This is a genomic window from Streptomyces sp. NRRL WC-3742 (genome assembly GCF_000720635.1).
In the GTDB taxonomy this organism is placed as follows: domain Bacteria; phylum Actinomycetota; class Actinomycetes; order Streptomycetales; family Streptomycetaceae; genus Kitasatospora.
Genome location: NZ_JOCF01000019.1, coordinates 42,209 through 58,839 on the forward strand (window position 1 = coordinate 42,209; position 16,631 = coordinate 58,839).

The window sequence follows — 16,631 nt, forward strand, 5'->3', positions numbered from 1 at the left end:
TCCCGTGGTCAGTGCTGTCGGGGGACGGCGGCGGAGAGGTCCTCCGCCGCCTCCGCGAGCGCCCGGGAGGCCGCGTCCACGCCCTTGGCCAGCACCCGCACGTCCGCCCAGAGCCGGATCGCGAGGACCCCGAGGACCAGCAGGCCCGAGGTGGCGAGCAGGACGGCGGCGACGAGCATCCAGGACATGCGCCCCACCCTATACGCGCGCGCCCACGCCGAAACGCGCCCGAACGGCCGCTACCCGTCCACCGGCACGAGCCGCATGGTGCGCACCCCCGCCGCCGTGAGCGCCTCGACGATCTTCGCCCCCGCGGCCTTGCGCACCGCCGCCCCGCAGCGCGGACAGCCGAAGCTGTAGTGCGCCTGCTCGGGGGTGCGCCCCAGCGTCAGCCGGAAGTCCTCCGCCGGGAGCTCCACCTTCTCCCGGCACTGCGAGCAGTACACCTTGAACCTGGTCCCGGCTTCCACCCCTCAGGCCCGCCCCTCCCCGTAGGCGGCCAGCGCCTCCCGCGCGGCCGAACGCGCCTGCTCCGCCAGCTCCGGCGGGGAGACGATGCGCCCGTCCCGGCCCAGCCGCAGCGCCAGCGGGCGCAGCTGGGAGGGGTCGGCGCTGCGCAGGGTGATCCGCAGCCCGCCGTCGGGCAGTTCCTCGGCCGTGTCGTGGGTGTAGTACTCGGCCACCCAGCGCCCGCCGGAGGACACCTCGACGACCACCTCCGGGTCGTCCGCCGCCGGGTTGACCAGCCCGCCGCTCAGGTCGCGCGGCTCGCGCCGGGGCGGGTCCGCCGGGACGTCCAGCACCCGGATCTCCGCGACCCGGTCCAGCCGGAACATCCGGTGGTCCTCCGAGGTGCGGCACCACGCCTCCAGGTAGGTGTGCCCCTCGGTGAGCAGCCGGATCGGGTCCACCTCGCGCTCGGTCATCCCGCCGCGCCCGTGCGAGTAGTACCGCAGCCACAGCCGCCGGCCCTCGCTGAGCGCCCGGTCGATGTCCGCGAAGACGTGGCTCTCCGCCTCGAAGGTCACCCCGACGCGGGCGCTGCCCTCGGCGCTCTCCCCGGCCGCGTTCTCGATCTTGGCGACGGCCCGGGTGAGCGCCTCGCGGTCCCCGGCCCGCAGCCCGGGCAGCCCGGCCACCGCGCGGGCGGCCACCAGCAGCGCGGTCGCCTCGTCGGCGGCCAGGCGCAGCGGCTGCGCCACGTCGTCGACGTTGTGCCACCAGATCCGCTCGCCGTCGGTGTCGATGTCGAGCAGGTCCCCGCCGCGGAAGCTGGTGCCGCACATCGGCAGCACGTTGAGGTCCCCGATCAGCTCCCGCTCGGAGATCCCGAACGCCCGCGCCACCTCGGCCACCTCGGCGCCGGGCCGCTCCCGCAGGTAGGTGACCAGCGACAGCATCCGTCGCGTCTGGTCGATCGCATTGCTCATGCCCGCACATCCTCGATACCCGCGACCGCCCGCAGCCGGTCGACCACATCCGCCCGCAGCTCCTCCGGCCCGAGCACCAGCACGTCCGGCCCGAACTCGGCGAGGTCGGCGCCCAGCCCGTTGCCGTACGGGATCTCCAGCTCGTCCCAGACCTCGTCCACCCGGGCACTGCTCAGCGCCTTGGTGCGCAGCGGGAAGCCCGCGCCCCGCCGCACCCGTACGGTCGCGGTGGCGGTGGCGCCCTCCCCGGCGAACTTGGCGACGGTGGCCCGCACGTCCACGTGCTCGGGCACCGGCGCCGCGAAGGCGCCGGGCCTGCTGCGCACCTTGCCGACGATCCGGCTGAGCCGGAACACCCGGGCGTCGCCCCGGTCCCGGTCGTACCCGGCCAGGTACCAGTGCCCGCGCCAGCACTCCAGCGCCCACGGCTCCACGGTGCGCTGGTCCGCGGCGGCCGCGCCGGCCTTGCGGTACTCGAAGGTCACCGGGCGGCGGTCCCGGGCGGCGGTGAGCAGCGGCTCGAACGCGGCCTCCCGGCCGGGGATGCGCGGCTCCAGGGCGGTACGGCCCTCGGCCTCGGCGAAGGGCACCCCGGCCGCCCGCAGCTTCTGCAGGGCTCCGCTGGCCGCGCCGGACATCCTGGCCTGCTGCCAGACCCGGGCGGCCAGGGTCAGCGCGGCCGCCTCCTCGGCGTCCAGCGCGATCTCCGGCAGCCGGTTGCGGTCGGGGCGGGCCAGGTAGCCCAGTTCCCCGTCCAGCGCGTTCTCGTCGACGTCGATCACCAGGCCGAGCTCGCGCAGGTCGTCCTTGTCCCGCTCGAACATCCGGTTGAAGGCGTCCTCGCTGCTGTTCTGCCAGGCTTCGCGGTACGCCTCGATGGATTCCCGCAGCTCCTTCTTGGAGAGCGGACGTCTGGTGTTCATCAGGCACAGGGCGAGATTCATCAGCCGCTCTGCCTTGGCGATCGCCATCGCTGACCCTTCCGGTGTGCCGCGCCGCGCGCGGGGTGCGCCAACCGGGCGATCCGTACCCGGCGGGACCGACCGTACCGGTAGCGGTACGCACCGCAAAAGCCGCCTCCGGATACAGCCGCGGGCCGGGCCCCCGAAGGGGTCCGGCCCGCGCTCCCGTCAGGCTCAGACGCCCAGCAGGTCGACCACGAAGATCAGGGTCGAGTGCGGCGGGATCGCCGAGGTCGGCGACTGCGCGCCGTACGCCAGGTGCGACGGGATGGTCAGCTCACGACGACCGCCGACCTTCATGCCGACGACACCCTGGTCCCAGCCCTTGATGACCCGGCCGCCGCCCAGCGGGAAGCGGAACTCGTTCGGGCTCCGGTTCCAGCTCGCGTCGAACTCCTCGCCGGTCTCGAAGGTCACGCCCACGTAGCGGACCTTGACGTTCTGGCCCGGCTTGGCCTCCTCGCCGTCGCCCACGACGATGTCGCGGATCTTCAGCTCGGTCGGGGCCTCGCCGCCCGGGAAGTCGATCTCGGGCTTCTCGTTGAGGTTGACGCTCACAGTCCCTCTTCTCGCTTTCGCAATCCGTACACGACCGAGCGGCGGGCATCCGCACGCGTGGTCCGTTGCCAGACCACCGTACGGGTGCCCGCCGCCTGTCCGGGAACGGCCACGCGGCCGGACCCGTAGGTCAATCACCCACCATTGTCACCCGAAAGTGGATCAGCCCTGACCCGCGTCGAGGATGTCCACCACGAAGACCAGCGTCGAGCCCGGCGGGATGTCGCCCTGGCCCTTGTCGCCGTAGGCCAGCGCCGCCGGGATCACCAGCTCGACCCGGCTGCCGACGGTCTGGCCCGCCAGCCCCTGGTCCCAGCCCTGGATGACCTGGCCGCCGCCCACCGGGAAGGAGAACGCCTGGCCCTTGCTGAGCGAGGAGTCGAAGACCTTGCCGTCCTTGAACAGCGCGCCGGTGTACTGGACGACGACCTTCTCGCCCTTCTCCACCGCCGGGCCCGTGCCCTTGATCAGGACGTGCGTCCTGAGCTCGGTCGGGTCCTTCGCCCCGGCGACCGGGGTGATCTCCGCCGGCTTCTTGCCGTTGTCCTTGACCTGCGGGAAGTCCGCCGGCGGCGCGGTGACCGTGCCGCTGACCACCGAGTCCGGGGCGTTGGTGTTGCGGATGTCGATCACGAAGATCAGGTCGTCCTTGGCGCCGATCGACATGTCGGCCTTGCCCTTGTCGCCGAACGCGGCGGCCGGCGGGGCCACCACCAGCACGCGCGAACCGGCCTTCTTCCCGACCACGGCCTGGTCCAGCGCCGGGATCAGCGCGTCCGTGCCGGCCTGGAAGATCTGCGGCTTGCCGCTGTTGTCGTACGAGCTCGGGATGTCCTTGCCCGTGTTCCAGTCCTTGGCGGTGTAGTCCACCGAGGTCCAGTTGTTCTTCTCCACCTTGGGGCCGCTGCCCTCGGAGAGGACCTTGACCACGAAGGTGCCGTCCGACTTCTCGCCGGGCACCTGGATCTCGGCCTTCTTGCCGAAGTCGCCCGTGATCGTCGGCAGCACCTTGGCGCTGTCCTTGATCGGCGGCACCGGCTCGGTGGTCGGCGTGGGCGGCGCGGTCTTGGCCGCGTCCGGCTTGGCGGCCGACGGCTCGTCCTTGGTACCGCCGTCCTTGTTCACCAGGTAGAGCGTCACGGCGCTGCCGGCCAGCAGCACGGCGAGGACCGTGCCGAGGATCACACCGAGACGGCCCACCCCGGGCGGGTTCTCGTCGTACCCGGCCTCGGAGACGTCGGCCCGGCGCACGTTGCTGGCGAAGATCTGCGGGGCGTCGTCGCCCTCCTCCTTCGCCGCACCGGCCGGACGCGGGCTCTCGCCCGGCTGCGCCCAGCCTGCCTGCTGCGCGAGGATCGACGGGGGCACGACGATCGACTCGCGATCCGCCGCAACCGCCCCGCCGGGACGCGAGGCGGCCGGGTCACCGGCAGGGCCGTTCGCCGCGGTGCCGTCGCCGCCCGGGCTCGGCGTCTTCTCAGTCATGACTCCCCATCCATCTCGCCACGAGGTCTTCAGGTCCACACCCGGCGTGGTGAGAGCCGGGCCGCCCGCCGCACCGCCCGCCCAGGACCTGGGCGCCGGGGGCGCCTGCCACAGTGCGAGGGCAGTATGACAGCTCAGGATGAGGGCGGACGTGCGCGTCTGCGAACGTCCGCCCAAGCCTACGGAATCCCCGGGGCCAGTTCCTAGGGCCCGTCCTGCCGATCTTCCCGGGGCCGGTCGACAGGACGGGCCCTAAACCGCTTCGAGAATGTCGATCACGAAGACCAGCGTCGAGTTCGCCGGTACGGCGCCCTGCGCCTTGTCCTGGTAGCCGAGCGCCGGCGGCACCACCAGCAGCACCCGGCTGCCGACGTTCTGCCCGACCAGGCCCTTGTCCCAGCCCTCGATCACGCTGCCGGTGCCGATCTGCACCGCCTGCGCGCCGCCGTGCGTCCAGGAGGCGTCGAACTGCTGGCCGTTGCTCCACAGCACCCCGGTGTACTGCACCACCAGCGTCTGCCCGCTCCTGACCGGCTTGCCCTCGCCCTTGACCAGCACCGCCTGCTGGAGGTCCGTCGGCGCCGCCTGCCCCTGCGGGACCGTGATGGTCATCGGCGCCTTGCCGTTGTCCTTGACCTGCGGCAGCGTCGCGGCGGCCTGCGTCATCGCCCCGGTCAGCGTGGAGTCCGGCGGCAGCGCCTCCACGACGTCCAGGACGAACACCACCGTGTCCCCCTTGGCCACCCCCAGCTGGTCCGACCCCTGGTCGCCGAAGGCCGCCGCCGGAGGGGCCACCACCAGCAGCCGGGTGCCCACCTTCTTGCCGATCACGCTCTGGTCCAGCGCCGGCACCAGCTGCCCGCTGCCCGCCTGGTACAGCTGCGGCTTGCCGTTCGGATCGTACGAACTGGGCAGGTCCTTGCCCGTCGTCCAGTCCTTCGCCGTGTAGTTGACCGTCACCCAGTCGCCCTTGTTGACGGCCGACCGCTCGCCCTCGCTCACCGTGTTCACCACGAACTGCCCGCCGGGCCGGGCGCCCTCGGGGATGGTGATGGTCGCCTTGCTGCCGAAACCGCCGCCGGACAGGACCGGCATCGGCGACGCCTCGCTGACCGGAGCGGGCACGGTCGGGGGCGCACTGGCCGTGGACGGCGTCGCCGGGGATGCCGCCTTGGGCGAGCTGCTGCACCCGACGGCGAGCAGCAGCGGCAGCGTGAGAAGCAAACCGGCGGTGCGGCGCACGGTGGTCCTAACTGTCGGTCGAAGTCGGCCATCCCCAACTCGACCCACAGCGTATGCCCGGCACGCCTCCGGCCCCGGTAGACACCACCGGGGCCGGAACCGCCCGAATCACCTGACCCGCGGGAACGTCACATCCCCGCGATCAGCTTCTCCACCCGCTCGTCCACCGACCGGAACGGGTCCTTGCACAGGACGGTGCGCTGCGCCTGGTCGTTCAGCTTCAGGTGCACCCAGTCCACCGTGAAGTCCCGCCGCTGCTCCTGCGCCCGCCGGATGAAGTCCCCGCGCAGCCGGGCCCGGGTGGTCTGCGGCGGCACCGACTTGGCCTCGAAGGTCTTCAGGTCGGTGGTCACCCGCTTCGCCTGCCCCTTGCCCTGGAGCAGGTAGAACAGCCCGCGCCGGCGGTGGATGTCGTGGTACGCGAGGTCGATCTGCGCCACCCGGGGGTTGGACATGCTCATCTGGTGCTTCTCGCGGTAGCGCTCGATGAGCTTGTACTTCATGATCCAGTCGATCTCGGTGGCCACCTCGTCGAGGTTCTCGCTGCGCACGGCCTCCAGGGTGCGGCCCCACAGGTCGAGGACCTGGGCGACGGTGCCGGTGTTGATGCCCTTGCGGTCGGCGAACTCCAGGGCCTTGGTGTAGTACTCCTCCTGGATGTCCAGCGCACTGGCCTCCCGGCCGTTGGCCAGGCGCACCTGGTGGGTGCCGGTGAGGTCGTGGCTGACCTCGCGGATCGCCCGGATCGGGTTCTCCAGCGTGAGGTCGCGCATCACCACGCCGGCCTCGATCAGCCGCAGCACCAGGTCGGTGGAGCCGACCTTGAGCAGCGTCGTGGTCTCCGACATGTTGGAGTCGCCGACGATCACGTGCAGCCGGCGGTAGCGCTCGGCGTCCGCGTGCGGCTCGTCCCTGGTGTTGATGATCGGACGGGAGCGGGTGGTCGCGGAGCTCACGCCCTCCCAGATGTGCTCGGCCCGCTGGCTGACGCAGTAGACCGCGCCGCGCGGGGTCTGCAGCACCTTGCCGGCCCCGCAGATCAGCTGCCGGGTGACCAGGAACGGGATGAGCACGTCCGCGAGGCGGGAGAACTCCCCGTGCCGGGTCACGCAGTAGTTCTCGTGGCAGCCGTAGGAGTTGCCGGCCGAGTCGGTGTTGTTCTTGAAGAGGTAGACGTCCCCCGCGATGCCCTCCTCGTGCAGCCGCCGCTCGGCGTCCACCAGGAGCCCTTCGAGGATGCGCTCGCCCGCCTTGTCGTGCGTCACCAGCTCGACGACGTTGTCGCACTCGGGGGTGGCGTACTCGGGGTGGGAGCCGACGTCGAGGTAGAGGCGGGCGCCGTTGCGCAGGAACACGTTGCTGCTGCGGCCCCAGGAGACGACCCGGCGGAACAGGTACCGCGCCACTTCGTCCGGCGACAGCCGCCGCTGCCCGCGGAACGTACAGGTCACGCCGTACTCGTTCTCCAGCCCGAAAATCCGGCGGTCCATGAGCACTCCCTTGTCTGTCGGAGCTGTCCGAAACCGCCTCCACGGCGGCTGGGCCGCCGCAGGGGCACCGGAGCCCCGTACGGCGGTCGGGCCGCCGCACGGGACTCCTCTGGCACTACTCGTCCGACGGCGGGGTGGCCGCCGGCCTGTCCTCGTCGTCCGACTCGGCGGACTGGTCGCCCTCGAGCAGCCGGCCGAGCTGGTTGCCGAGGATGCGCTTGAACTTGCGTTGCTGGAACCGCTGGCGGTCGAGGACGGCCACCTCCAGCTGCTCCGGGGTCAGGGTGCGCGGGCTGCCCCCGTTGGGGTCGCGGGCCAGCGAGTCGACCGCGACCCTGACGGCCTCGGTCAGGCTCAGCCCGGCGCGGTGGCGCTGGCCCAGGTAGTTGCCGATGGAGTCGGCGTTGCCGCCGACCACCACGTAGTTCTTCTCGTCGACGACCGAGCCGTCCGGCGTGAGCCGGTAGATCTGGTCCTGGTCGACGTCGCGGCCGACCTCGGCCACGATCAGCTCGACCTCGTACGGCTTGTCGCCGACGGAGGAGAAGATGGTGCCCAGCGTCTGGGCGTAGACGTTGGCCAGGCCCCGGGCGGTCACGTCGGCCCGGTCGTAGGAGTAGCCGCGCAGGTCGGCGTAGCGGACGCCGCCGATGCGCAGGTTCTCGAACTCGTTGTAGCGGCCGACCGCCGCGAAGGCGATCTTGTCGTAGATCTCGGAGACCTTGTGCAGCGCCCGCGAGGTGTTCTCCGCGACGAAGACGATGCCGTCGGCGTAGGTGAGCACGACCACGCTGCGACCGCGCGCGATGCCCTTGCGGGCGTACTCCGCGCGGTCCGCCATGGCCTGCTGGGGTGAGACGTAGAACGGTGTCGACACCGGCGGTCGTCCCTTTCCTGTGAGGTGGCGGCTAGATCAGCGGGGCCTGCGGGCCGTTGGGACGGGTCAGGCGCTCGTCGGTGATCGCGACGGCGATCTCGGCGACCTCCGACTCGGTGAGCCGGCGGAAGCCGTCCTCCGTGATCAGCGAGACGATGGGGTAGATCTTGCGGGCGAGGTCCGGGCCACCGGTGGCGGAGTCGTCGTCGGCCGCGTCGTAGAGCGCCTGGATGACCAGGGTGGCGGCCTGCTCGGCCGTCAGGTCCTCGCGGTAGAGCTTCTTGAGCGAGCCCCGCGCGAACACCGAGCCGGAGCCGGTAGCGGCGAACCCGCGCTCCTCCGAACGCCCGCCGGTGACGTCGTAGTTGAAGATCCGGCCGCGCCCGAGGTCGAAGTCGTAGCCGGCGAACAGCGGGACGACGGCCAGGCCCTGCATCGCCATGCCCAGGTTGCCCCGGATCATGGTGGTCAGCCGGTTGGCCTTGCCCTCCAGGGAGAGCGTGGTGCCCTCGATCTTCTCGTAGTGCTCCAGTTCCAGCTGGAACAGCCGGACCATCTCGACCGCGAGGCCCGCGGTACCGGCGATGCCGACCGCGCTGTACTCGTCGGCCGGGAAGACCTTCTCGATGTCGCGCTGGGCGATCACGTTGCCCATCGTCGCCCGCCGGTCACCGGCGATCACCACGCCGCCGGCGAAGATCGCGGCGACGATCGTCGTGCCGTGCGGCGCCTCGACCACGGCCCCCTCGGGGAGCCCGCGGTGGCCGGGCAGCATCTCCGGCTTGTGCTCGGCGAGGAAGTCCAGGAACGAGGACGACCCCGGAGTCAGGAAGGCAGCCGGTAGACGCCCGGTGCCACGAGTGTTGGGTTCCACACGATTCCTTCCAGGTAGCTTGAAGCGCGCGCTGCCCGCACCCTACCCGCCCGACGATCATCGTCAGCGGGTGGAGGGCCGGTGCCGGACGGCCGGGCCGCCCGGCCGCGTTTCGACGGTCGCGACCGTGAATTCCCGAATACCGGGGGCGGGGGCTATTGCCCGCCCTTCTGCACGAATCCGCGCACGAAATCCTCGGCGTTCGACTCGAGTACCTCGTCGATTTCGTCGAGAACCGCGTCGACGTCGTCGCTCAGCTTTTCCTGGCGCTCCTTGAGGTCGTCGGAATTCTGGGTTTCCGCCGCCTGCTCCTCGACCTCCTCGGAAGAGCGGTTCGCCCGCTGCTGGCCGCCGCCGGTGTCCTTGCTCGCCATTTCCCTCACCCCGCTCGATTCGTCTGGCACGGTTTGGTCGGTGGGTCGGTGCTGGTTGCACCGACCCTATACACAAGGTGCGACTGCCGCTCCCGGTTTGCCGGTGGCGCTTCCTGTCCAACACCCGCTGCCACCCCGGATGATTCCCATTCGGCGGACGTTCACCCGTGGTGATCGAAAAGTTACCCGCCGGCCAGGACGCGGAGGAGGTCCTCCGCCGTGCGGCAGCGGTCCAGCAGTTCCTTGACGTGGTTGCGGGTGCCCCGCAGCGGCTCCAGGGTGGGCACCCTCTGCAACGAGTCCCGCCCCGGCAGGTCGAAGATCACCGAGTCCCAGGAGGCCGCCGCGACGTGCTCGGCGTACTGGTCGAGGCAGCGCCCGCGGAAGTAGGCCCTGGTGTCCTCCGGGGGCTGGGTGACGGCCCGCTCGACCTCCTCCTCGGTCACCAGCCGCTCGAAGCGGCCGCGGGCCACCAGACGGTTGTAGAGGCCCTTCTCGGGCCGCACGTCGCTGTACTGGAGGTCCACGAGGTGGAGCCGGGAGTTGTCCCACTCCAGCGCGTCCCGGCTGCGGTAGCCCTCCAGGATCTCCCGCTTGGCGATCCAGTCCAGTTGCTTGGAGAGCGACATCGGGTCGTTCTCCAGGCGGGCCAGGACGTCCTCCCAGCGGGCCAGCACGTCCACGGTCTGCTCGTCGGCGTCCGTGCCGAAGCGGTCCTCGACGTACTTGCGGGCCAGCTCGAAGTACTCCAGCTGGAGCTGGACGGCGGTGAGCTTGCGCCCGTTGCGCAGGGTGATGAGGTGCTTGAGGTTCGGGTCGTGGGAGACCCGGTGCAGGGTGCGCACCGGCTGGTCGACGGCGAGGTCGGAGGCGATGAAGGAGTCCTCGATCATCGACAGGACCAGCGAGGTGGTGCCCAGCTTGAGGTAGGTGGAGATCTCGGAGAGGTTGGCGTCCCCGATGATCACGTGCAGCCGGCGGTACTTCTCGGCGTCGGCGTGCGGTTCGTCGCGGGTGTTGATGATCGGCCGCTTGAGGGTGGTCTCCAGGCCGACCTCGACCTCGAAGTAGTCGGCGCGCTGGCTGATCTGGAAGCCGTGCGCCGAGCCGTCCTGGCCCAGGCCCACCCGGCCGGCGCCGGTCACGACCTGGCGGGAGACGAAGAACGGCGTGAGGTGGCGGACGATGTCGGCGAACGGCGTCGCCCGCTTCATCAGGTAGTTCTCGTGGGTGCCGTAGGAGGCGCCCTTGTTGTCGGTGTTGTTCTTGTACAGGAGGATGTTCTGCCCGTTGGGCAGCTCCAGCGCGCGCCGGGCGGCGGCGGCCATGATCCGCTCGCCGGCCTTGTCCCAGAGCACGGCGTCGCGCGGGTTGGTCACCTCGGGCGAGCTGTACTCCGGGTGCGCGTGGTCCACGTAGAACCGGGCCCCGTTGGTGAGGATCACGTTGGCGAGGCCGATGTCCTCGTCGGTCAGCTGGCTGGCGTCCGCCACCTCGCGCGCGAGGTCGAAGCCCCGCGCGTCGCGCAGCGGGTTCTCCTCCTCGAAGTCCCAGCGGGCCCGCCGGGCCCGGTGCATCGCCGCCGCGTACGCGTTGACGATCTGGGACGAGGTGAGCATGGCGTTGGCGTTGGGGTGCCCGGGTACGGAGATCCCGTACTCGGTCTCGATCCCCATCACGCGCCGTACGGTCATGCGGCCCTCCTTGCCCCGTGGCCCGCCCCGGACGGGCGGAACACACTGACGTACCGCTGAACAACACCGACGCCGGCGTTGTGCCCGCGGACGGTGGGTCGAGCCTAGAACCCGGCGCTGAGAGGCGGGCCCCGAGACGCGCCGTCCGGCTGCGGGGCCGCGAGGCGCCACAGCCGGACGGTGTGCAGGTGCTTACAGGTACTGCCCCGTGTTGGCGACGGTGTCGATGGAGCGGCCGGACTCGGCGCCCTGCTTCCCGGTGACGAGGGTGCGGATGAAGACGATCCGCTCGCCCTTCTTGCCGGAGATGCGGGCCCAGTCGTCCGGGTTGGTGGTGTTGGGCAGGTCCTCGTTCTCCTTGAACTCGTCCACGCAGGCGGCGAGCAGGTGGGAGACGCGAAGGCCGCGCTGACCGTGGTCGAGGAAGTCCTTGATGGCCATCTTCTTCGCGCGGTCGACGATGTTCTGGATCATCGCGCCGGAGTTGAAGTCCTTGAAGTACAGGACCTCCTTGTCACCGTTGGCGTAGGTGACCTCCAGGAAGCGGTTCTCCTCCGTCTCGGAGTACATCCGCTCCACCACGGACTGGATCATCGCGGCCACCGTGGCCCCGAGGGAGCCGTCGTGCTCCTTGAGGTCGTCCGGGTGGAACGGCAGCGAGTCCTTGAGGTACTTGGAGAAGATGTCCTTCGCGGCCTCGGCGTCGGGGCGCTCGATCTTGATCTTGACGTCCAGGCGGCCGGGCCGCAGGATCGCCGGGTCGATCATGTCCTCGCGGTTCGAGGCGCCGATGACGATGACGTTCTCCAGGCCCTCCACGCCGTCGATCTCGGCGAGCAGCTGCGGGACGATGGTGTTCTCCACGTCCGAGCTGACACCCGAGCCGCGGGTGCGGAAGAGCGACTCCATCTCGTCGAAGAAGACGATGACGGGCGTGCCCTCGCTCGCCTTCTCCCGGGCCCGCTGGAAGACCAGGCGGATCTGCCGCTCGGTCTCGCCCACGTACTTGTTGAGCAGCTCGGGGCCCTTGATGTTGAGGAAGTAGCTCTTCCCCTGCGGGCGGCCGGTGACCTCGGCGACCTTCTTGGCCAGCGAGTTGGCGACCGCCTTGGCGATGAGCGTCTTGCCGCAGCCGGGCGGGCCGTAGAGCAGGACGCCCTTGGGCGGGCGCAGCTCGTACTCCTTGAAGAGGTCGGCGTGCAGGTACGGCAGCTCGACCGCGTCGCGGATCTGCTCGATCTGGTTGCCGAGGCCGCCGATCTGGCGGTAGTCGATGTCCGGGACCTCCTCGAGGACCAGCTCCTCGACCTCGGACTTCGGCACGACCTCGTACACGTAGCCGGAACGCGGTTCCAGCAGCAGTGCGTCCCCCGCCCGGATGGTGATCCCCCGCAGCGGTTCCGCGAGGCGCACCACCCGCTCGTCGTCGGTGTGGCCGATGACCAGGGCGCGTTCGCCGTCCTCGAGGATCTCCTTGAGGGTGACGATCTCGCCGATGCGCTCGAAGGCCATCGCGTCCACGATGTTGAGGGCCTCGTTGAGCATCACCTCCTGGCCGCGCCGCAGTTCGTCGAGGGCGACGGTGGGGCTGACGTTGACGCGGAGCTTGCGCCCCCCGGTGAAGATGTCCGCGGTGCCGTCCTCGTTGGCTTCGAGGAAGGTGCCGAAGCCCGCCGGGGGCTGTGCCAGCCGGTCCACTTCCTCCTTGAGGGCCACGATCTGGTCGCGGGCCTCACGCAGGGTGGAGGCGAGCCGTTCGTTCTGGGCGGTCACGCCGGCCAGGTTGGTCTGGAGCTCGACGATCCGCTCTTCGAGGATTCTCGAATTGCGCGGCGAGTCGGCGAGCTTGCGGCGCAGCACGGCGATTTCCTGCTCAAGGAACGAGACCTGAGCGGCCTCGTCGGAACCACGAGCGGGCCTGCCGGTGCTGCGGTTGTAGTCGTCATCGTGGGCTGCCACGGTCCTCACCTCCTCCGGGGAGCTGGACGCTTCCAGACCCTACCTGGGACCAGGGGTCCGTAAACCCCTAGATCAAGAAAGATGGAACGGGCGTGTCCGATCTTCGCCCCAGCGTGCTTCCCCTCTGCTAAGGGGATACCCACCGCGCACCGCCCAAAGCAGGCCAGATGTATCGTCGAGCGAAGTGATATCCGATCGCGACCGGTACTCAGGGTCCGATCGTTGTACGAATGGCGGGATTACCCCGGAAACGGGGTCGACCCGGGACAGAAACGGCAGGGGACATGTCGGTGACCGAGCAGACGGCGACGCAGGCCGAGCAACTGGAGGTGTGGATCGACCAGGATCTGTGCACCGGCGACGGCATCTGCGCGCAGTACGCCCCCGAGGTCTTCGAGCTGGACATCGACGGGCTGGCCTATGTGAAGGGCCCTGACGAGGAGTTGCGCCAGCAACCCGGGGAGACCGCCCCGGTGCCGCTGACGATCCTTCAGGACGTGGTGGACTCGGCGAAGGAGTGCCCCGGCGACTGCATCCACGTGCGCCGGGTCTCGGACCGGGTCGAGGTGTACGGGCCTGACGCCGAGTAGCGGCGGGCCCTGCGGGCCCTACGTACGGCTGACCGGGGCGGCGGTCTGGGAGCGTTCCCAGCCGCCGCCCCTGCGCGTCCAGGTCAGGTCGAGCGAGAGGTCGGGGGCGTAGCGCGGCACGTCGTCGCTCGAATACCCCTGCGCGTGGCCGGTGATGGCCCCGTCCGAGCGCAGCGCGAGCCGGCCGACGGTGAGGTTCTCCCGCTCGGAGAGCAGGGTGGCGAGCACGGTGGGGGTGCGGTCGGCGCCGAAGCCCAGCAGGTAGACGGCGTCCGGCGGGGTGCCGTTCTCGGCGTCGCAGTGCGCGGCGACGACGGTGGCCGGTTTGCCGTCGGCGAGGACGGCGGGCACGCTGAGCGCGGCCTTCACCGGGAACGGGCCGCAGTCGAGCGGCAGTTGTGCCCCGCTCGGGTCGGGGGCGGCGGCCGGGGGCAGCGCCGAGGGGGTGGAGCGCAGCGGCACCGGGGTGCCGGTCGCCGGGGAGGCGGCGAGGGCGGTGGCGACCACCGCGCCGCAGCCGGCGAGGGCAAGGGCCCAGTGCCAGGCGGAAGTTCGCGGGTGCCCGGGGCCCGTACGGCCCCGCGGTGTCTGCTGTCCGGCCTGCGCCTTGACCGCGGTCTCCACCAGGCGTCCCCTCCAGTGGTGTCCAGTGGTGCGGGTGAGCCAGCATCGTCCCACACCGGGGCGGCGCGCACGACGAAGGGGGTGGTACGGGCCGAAGCCCGCACCACCCCCTTCACATCGCTTCACATCACTTCACATCGCTGAACGGTCAGCCGAGGTCCGGCTGCTCCGGGTCCGCCTCGCGGGCGGCCTTGCGGGCGGCGGCGCGCTCCTGGAGCGTCATCTCGGACGCCCCGTTGTCGTAGTCCTCGCCGTACGCGCCCTTGGCGGGGCGGCGGCGGCGCAGCGGCGGCTCGACGCCGTCCGCCAGGCGGCGGGCGGTGAGCAGGAAGCCGGTGTGGCCGATCATCCGGTGGTCCGGGCGGACGGCCAGGCCCTCCAGGTGCCAGGTGCGGACCATGGTCTCCCACGCCTGCGGCTCGGTGAAGCTGCCGTGCTCGCGCAGCGCCTCGACGGTGCGCGACATCTGCGTGGTGGTGGCCACGTAGCAGCAGATCAGGCCGCCGGGGACGAGCGCGCCTGCGGCGACGTCCAGGCACTCCCAGGGGGCGAGCATGTCGAGGATGACGCGGTCGACGTCGGTCTCGACCAGGTTGTCCTGGAGGTCGCCGACGGTGAGCTTCCACGCCGGGTGCGGGCCGCCGAAGTAGCGCTCCACGTTGCCCTGGGCGATGTCGGCGAAGTCCTGCCGGCGCTCGTACGAGGCGAGCATGCCGGTGTCGCCGACGGCGCGCAGCAGGTACGTGCTGAGCGCTCCCGAGCCGACTCCGGCCTCGACCACGCGGGCACCCGCGAAGATGTCGGCCATCGCCAGGATCTGACCCGCGTCCTTGGGGTAGATCACGGCGGCGCCGCGCGGCATGGACAGGACGTAGTCGGGGAGCAGGGGGCGCAGCGCGAGGTACGGGACGTTCCCCGTGGTGCGCACGACCGTGCCCTCGGGGGCGCCGATCAGCTCGTCGTGGGGGAACGCACCCTTGTGGGTGTGGAACTGGTTCCCGGCCTGGAGCGTGAACGTGTAGTGGCGACCCTTGGGGTCGGTCAGCTGGACCTGGTCCCCGACCTGGAAGGGCCCGCGTCGGCGGGCGGCACCGGTCGGTTCGGACATGCGGGCAATCCTACGGGAAGCGCACCGGCCCGCCCGACCAGGGCTGTCGCGGAACGATCACGGCCTCCCGCGCGGCCGCTCAGTACCGGGCCAGGGCGGAGCTGAGGCGCTGCTCGATGTCGGTGAGCGCGGCGACGCCGAACATCCGGCCGTCCGCCTCGACGACGAGGTACTCCCCCGCCGGGGTGGCCTGGAGGGCGCGCAGCAGGTCCTCGCCGCCGAGGTCGGCGTCCAGGCGCATGCCGGGCTCCAGGTCGCGGGAGAGCGGGCCGACGGAGACCCAGGGGCGGCGGTGCTCGGGCACGGCCCGTACGGCCGACTCGCGGACGATGGCGATCGGCTCGCCCCGGCCGTCCACCACCACGACGGCGCCGGCCTGGGCCTCGCGGGCGCGGCGCATGGCCTCGCCGAGGGGGGTGTCGGCGGTGACCTCGACGGCGCGGCGGGCGATGTCGCGCAGCCTCAGGCCCGGCAGGACCTCCTTGAGGCGGGCGTTGCGCAGGCTGCCCGTCGCGCCGTTCCAGATGATCGCGGCGAGGACGGCGGCCAGGACGGCGTCGACCAGGGTGTCGGTTCCGGAGCGCTCGGTGGTGCGGGCCGCGTTGAGCAGCGGCAGGCCGACGAGGACGGCGACGGCGAGCACCCGGCCCGCCCAGGCGGCGGCGACGGTGCCGGCCATGGGCCTGCCGGTGATCGCCCAGACCACGGCGCGCAGCATCCGGCCGCCGTCCAGCGGCAGGCCCGGCAGCAGGTTGAAGGCGGCGACGACGAAGTTGGCGACCGTCAGCCCGGTGAGCAGCACCCCGGGCACGGTGGAGAGCTCCACGGCCTGCACGGCCAGCAGGAACAGCCCACCGAGGACGAGCGAGAGCAGCGGGCCGACGAAGGCGAGCCAGAACTCGCGCCAGGGCGACTCGGCCTCGTTCTCGATCTCCGAGACGCCGCCGAAGAACTGCAGCTGGATGCGCCGCACCCCGAGCCGGTAGCGCAGCGCGACCAGGGTGTGGGCGAGCTCGTGCACCAGGACGGAGGCGTAGAAGGCGACGGCGAAGAAGAACGCGAGGAGGTAGCGGGCGCCGCCGAGGTCGGGCAGGACGTCGCCGAGCTGGCCGCCGAAGACCCAGGTGATCAGCGCGGCGATGACGAACCAGGAGGGGGTGACGTAGATCGGCACGCCGAAGGGGCGGCCCATCAGGATGCCGCCGCCGCGCCCGGGCGGCTCCGGGCGGCGCCCGCGGTCGTCCTTCGGCGGCTGGTCGGAGGTCTGCTGCCCCCTGCTGTCGCTCACCGTGATCCCTTCGGTCGTCTCCGCCGCGTCGTGCCCGGTGCGCCCACGCTACGTGATCGCGGGCCTGCCGCGGCGC

The 16,631-nt window shown here is 71.2% G+C and carries 17 protein-coding genes; 1 reads left to right on the forward strand and 16 read right to left on the reverse strand.

From position 1 onward, the window contains the following. Positions 1–8: 8 nt before the first annotated feature. From IH61_RS0113295 to arc, 13 genes are all read right to left on the reverse strand, one after another. Positions 9–188: a hypothetical protein gene (locus IH61_RS0113295; RefSeq protein WP_031069152.1), complete on the reverse strand. Its 180-nt coding sequence runs from the start codon at positions 186–188 to the stop codon at positions 9–11. Between the two features lie 51 nt (positions 189–239). Beyond that, positions 240–470: a hypothetical protein gene (locus IH61_RS0113300; protein ID WP_031069154.1), complete on the reverse strand. Its 231-nt coding sequence runs from the start codon at positions 468–470 to the stop codon at positions 240–242. A gap of 3 nt (positions 471–473) precedes the next feature. Beyond that, on the reverse strand, positions 474–1,430 hold the full coding sequence (locus IH61_RS0113305) for a helix-turn-helix transcriptional regulator (protein WP_031069156.1): 957 nt from the start codon (positions 1,428–1,430) through the stop codon (positions 474–476). Then, complete coding sequence (locus IH61_RS0113310) at positions 1,427–2,401, reverse strand: helix-turn-helix transcriptional regulator (RefSeq protein WP_031069157.1); 975 nt, start codon at positions 2,399–2,401, stop codon at positions 1,427–1,429. The genes IH61_RS0113305 and IH61_RS0113310 overlap by 4 nt, the downstream gene beginning before the upstream one ends. Before the next feature lie 165 nt (positions 2,402–2,566). Then, entirely contained in the window at positions 2,567–2,950 is a 384-nt protein-coding gene (locus IH61_RS0113315) for an FKBP-type peptidyl-prolyl cis-trans isomerase (RefSeq protein WP_031069159.1), read from the reverse strand. A gap of 162 nt (positions 2,951–3,112) precedes the next feature. Next, positions 3,113–4,435, reverse strand: a complete 1,323-nt coding sequence (locus IH61_RS0113320; protein ID WP_051836969.1) for an FKBP-type peptidyl-prolyl cis-trans isomerase — start codon at positions 4,433–4,435, stop codon at positions 3,113–3,115. A 252-nt stretch (positions 4,436–4,687) separates the two neighbouring features. Further along, positions 4,688–5,677: an FKBP-type peptidyl-prolyl cis-trans isomerase gene (locus tag IH61_RS0113325; RefSeq protein ID WP_031069163.1), complete on the reverse strand. Its 990-nt coding sequence runs from the start codon at positions 5,675–5,677 to the stop codon at positions 4,688–4,690. Between the two features lie 128 nt (positions 5,678–5,805). Further along, positions 5,806–7,167: a Pup--protein ligase gene (gene pafA, locus IH61_RS0113330; protein WP_031069164.1), complete on the reverse strand. Its 1,362-nt coding sequence runs from the start codon at positions 7,165–7,167 to the stop codon at positions 5,806–5,808. Between the two features lie 115 nt (positions 7,168–7,282). Next, the gene (prcA, locus tag IH61_RS0113335) at positions 7,283–8,044 is read right to left on the reverse strand and encodes a proteasome subunit alpha (RefSeq protein WP_031069165.1); all 762 of its coding nucleotides are present in this window, start codon (positions 8,042–8,044) and stop codon (positions 7,283–7,285) included. A 31-nt stretch (positions 8,045–8,075) separates the two neighbouring features. Then, positions 8,076–8,918: a proteasome subunit beta gene (prcB, locus tag IH61_RS0113340; protein WP_031069166.1), complete on the reverse strand. Its 843-nt coding sequence runs from the start codon at positions 8,916–8,918 to the stop codon at positions 8,076–8,078. Positions 8,919–9,073: 155 nt separating this feature from the next. After that, the gene (locus IH61_RS0113345; protein WP_031069167.1) at positions 9,074–9,292 is read right to left on the reverse strand and encodes a ubiquitin-like protein Pup; all 219 of its coding nucleotides are present in this window, start codon (positions 9,290–9,292) and stop codon (positions 9,074–9,076) included. A 182-nt stretch (positions 9,293–9,474) separates the two neighbouring features. After that, entirely contained in the window at positions 9,475–10,986 is a 1,512-nt protein-coding gene (dop, locus tag IH61_RS0113350) for a depupylase/deamidase Dop (RefSeq protein ID WP_031069169.1), read from the reverse strand. 192 nt (positions 10,987–11,178) lie between these two features. Next, positions 11,179–12,945 (reverse strand): proteasome ATPase, encoded by a 1,767-nt coding sequence (gene arc, locus IH61_RS0113355; RefSeq protein ID WP_031069171.1) that lies wholly within the window; start codon positions 12,943–12,945, stop codon positions 11,179–11,181. 284 nt (positions 12,946–13,229) lie between these two features. On the opposite strand from arc, the gene IH61_RS0113360 reads away from it, so the two are divergent. Further along, the gene (locus tag IH61_RS0113360; protein ID WP_031069173.1) at positions 13,230–13,535 is read left to right on the forward strand and encodes a ferredoxin; all 306 of its coding nucleotides are present in this window, start codon (positions 13,230–13,232) and stop codon (positions 13,533–13,535) included. An 18-nt stretch (positions 13,536–13,553) separates the two neighbouring features. Here the strand turns inward: IH61_RS0113360 and IH61_RS0113365 are convergent, their stop codons facing one another. The 3 genes from IH61_RS0113365 to IH61_RS0113375 all read right to left on the reverse strand — a co-directional run bounded on the left by IH61_RS0113365 (position 13,554) and on the right by IH61_RS0113375 (position 16,555). After that, complete coding sequence (locus tag IH61_RS0113365) at positions 13,554–14,159, reverse strand: hypothetical protein (RefSeq protein ID WP_051836971.1); 606 nt, start codon at positions 14,157–14,159, stop codon at positions 13,554–13,556. Positions 14,160–14,307: 148 nt separating this feature from the next. Continuing rightward, positions 14,308–15,267, reverse strand: coding sequence for a tRNA (adenine-N1)-methyltransferase (locus tag IH61_RS0113370; RefSeq protein ID WP_031069177.1), 960 nt, complete (start codon positions 15,265–15,267; stop codon positions 14,308–14,310). Positions 15,268–15,346: 79 nt separating this feature from the next. Further along, on the reverse strand, positions 15,347–16,555 hold the full coding sequence (locus tag IH61_RS0113375; protein ID WP_031069179.1) for a site-2 protease family protein: 1,209 nt from the start codon (positions 16,553–16,555) through the stop codon (positions 15,347–15,349). Positions 16,556–16,631 lie beyond the last annotated feature (76 nt).

Coding starts and splice junctions, on each gene's coding strand:
- IH61_RS0113320 (WP_051836969.1), bottom strand. CDS start 4,435: ATGACTGAGAAGACGCCGAGCCCGGGCGGCGACGGCACCGCGGCGAAC.
- IH61_RS0113360 (WP_031069173.1), top strand. CDS start 13,230: ATGTCGGTGACCGAGCAGACGGCGACGCAGGCCGAGCAACTGGAGGTG.
- IH61_RS0113295 (WP_031069152.1), bottom strand. CDS start 188: ATGTCCTGGATGCTCGTCGCCGCCGTCCTGCTCGCCACCTCGGGCCTG.
- IH61_RS0113370 (WP_031069177.1), bottom strand. CDS start 15,267: ATGTCCGAACCGACCGGTGCCGCCCGCCGACGCGGGCCCTTCCAGGTC.
- IH61_RS0113310 (WP_031069157.1), bottom strand. CDS start 2,401: ATGGCGATCGCCAAGGCAGAGCGGCTGATGAATCTCGCCCTGTGCCTG.
- IH61_RS0113345 (WP_031069167.1), bottom strand. CDS start 9,292: ATGGCGAGCAAGGACACCGGCGGCGGCCAGCAGCGGGCGAACCGCTCT.
- pafA (WP_031069164.1), bottom strand. CDS start 7,167: ATGGACCGCCGGATTTTCGGGCTGGAGAACGAGTACGGCGTGACCTGT.
- IH61_RS0113305 (WP_031069156.1), bottom strand. CDS start 1,430: ATGAGCAATGCGATCGACCAGACGCGACGGATGCTGTCGCTGGTCACC.
- dop (WP_031069169.1), bottom strand. CDS start 10,986: ATGACCGTACGGCGCGTGATGGGGATCGAGACCGAGTACGGGATCTCC.